Genomic DNA, 1,690 nt, shown 5'->3' on the forward strand with positions numbered 1-1,690 from the left:
TGCATCCGTTGGGATGCGGTGACCGACTGCTCACGCGTGTTGTGCGGTTGCTCACAATCCTCACGATAATCGAGTTGTCCGATGGGGCCAACGCCTTTCCGGCCGCCGGCGTGTCGGGGCTGCCGGCTGGACAGTGTCCGGTGCGACTGCTTGCCTGAAGGGCAGGGACCGGAATGAGGGGGTGGGGTGGGCGTGGTCCGAAGACGGACAAGTGGGGTGCCGTGGCGATGGGCGGTGTCGCTCCTGCTGGCGGTGATGGTGTTGCCACGGGCGGCCGGGGCGAACGGACGGCCGGGCTCCGTGGCTCTCCGGGATGGCCGGGGGACGGGGGTGGAGGTCGTCGCCTCCGAGCCCGGCGGTGCGCGGGTCCCGGTGTGTGTCGTCGTGCATGACGCCCGTTCCGGGCAGCAGACCGGTTATGCCGTCACGCCCGCATCCCCGCGGCGCGGTGCCGGCGCGCCGGTCCGGCTTGTATTGGCGCCGGGTGCGTACGACGTGTACGTGGTGCCGCGCGATGTCCTTGGCGCGGCTGTTCATGCCGTCCGGGACATCTGGATTACCCAGGGCTGGCATCGTCTGCAGGTCGGGTTCGCGCAGGGGCGGCTGTCGGTCACGGTCGCCGGGGCGCAGGGAATCGTGCCGGCGGGCGTGCAGGTGAACCGGAGCCGCGACGGTGCCGCCGTTGACGGGTCCGCCATCGAGTCCGGTGGGGCCGACCGGCCAACGGTCTTCGCCCTGCCGGGAGGGCGTTACGATGTGCGGGCACGCACCACCGGCGCGATCCTCACCGCCCGCCGTCTCGAGGTGGTGCCGGGGTCGCTGCTGGCGGTGCGTCTGCGTGTCGGGGGAGGCGCCGGCGTTCACCGCGAGGCCCTGACCGTCCGCTCCACCGCGGCTGCCTCCGCGCCGGCACCCGACTATGCCGCGGCGGCGATACGCGCGGCCTGGCGAGGCCGCGATAGTGCGTTGCAGCATCGATACCGGCTCGCCGGCGTGGAGGAGGTGCTGGCCGCGGACCGGGGCCGGCGCTACCGTCTCCGCCTCGTGCCCCGTGGTGGTGGCGAGGCCGTGACCGCGACGGCGGGCGCGGTCTTCCTCGCCGGAACCGGCTGGCGCGCGCGGTGGCTCGATCTCCCGCCGCAGGGGCGTTAGCGTTCCGCCTGCCGTATCCCTCCGGGCACGCCACGCGATGGCCGGCCATCATATGTCGCTGTCCGGGGACGGTCCCGACCGACGGCCTGAGCGGCAGCGGAGCGGCTCTACGGGGGCCGGCCCGGTCGGCTATGATGGGTGCCGGTAGCCGTCAAACACACAGGAGGGAAGAAGAAATGGACCGCTTTATCGCAACAAACCGCCGCCTCGTCCCGCTGCTCGCCGCCCTGTTCCTGTGGGCGACGCTGTTCGTGCCGGCCGCGCAGGCCAGCATGGTCGGTACCCAGACGCTGGCGGCCCAGCAGTCCGCGGATGCCGCCCGTGAGCGGGTCCAGGCGCTGCTCCAGCGCGAGGACGTTCGTGACCAGCTCGTATCCTACGGGGTCGATCCGGCCGAGGCGCAGCAGCGTGTCGCCGCGCTCTCCGACCAGGAGGCCCGCCAGATGGCGCAGCGCATGGACGAGATGCCCGCGGGTGGCACCAGCATTCTGGGGGCCGCGGTGTTCATCTTCGTGGTGTTGCTGATCACCGACATCCT

2 protein-coding genes are annotated in these 1,690 nt (G+C 72.0%); both read left to right on the forward strand.

The window, feature by feature from the left end:
• Window positions 1-234 precede the first annotated feature (234 nt).
• Window positions 235-1,152 (forward strand): hypothetical protein, encoded by a 918-nt coding sequence (locus G7A99_RS19210; RefSeq protein WP_205599935.1) that lies wholly within the window; start codon window positions 235-237, stop codon window positions 1,150-1,152.
• A 176-nt stretch (window positions 1,153-1,328) separates the two neighbouring features.
• On the forward strand, window positions 1,329-1,690 hold a 362-nt coding region (locus G7A99_RS19215), incomplete at its 3' end, for a PA2779 family protein (RefSeq protein WP_163143231.1).

This window comes from Arhodomonas sp. KWT (assembly GCF_010993615.1).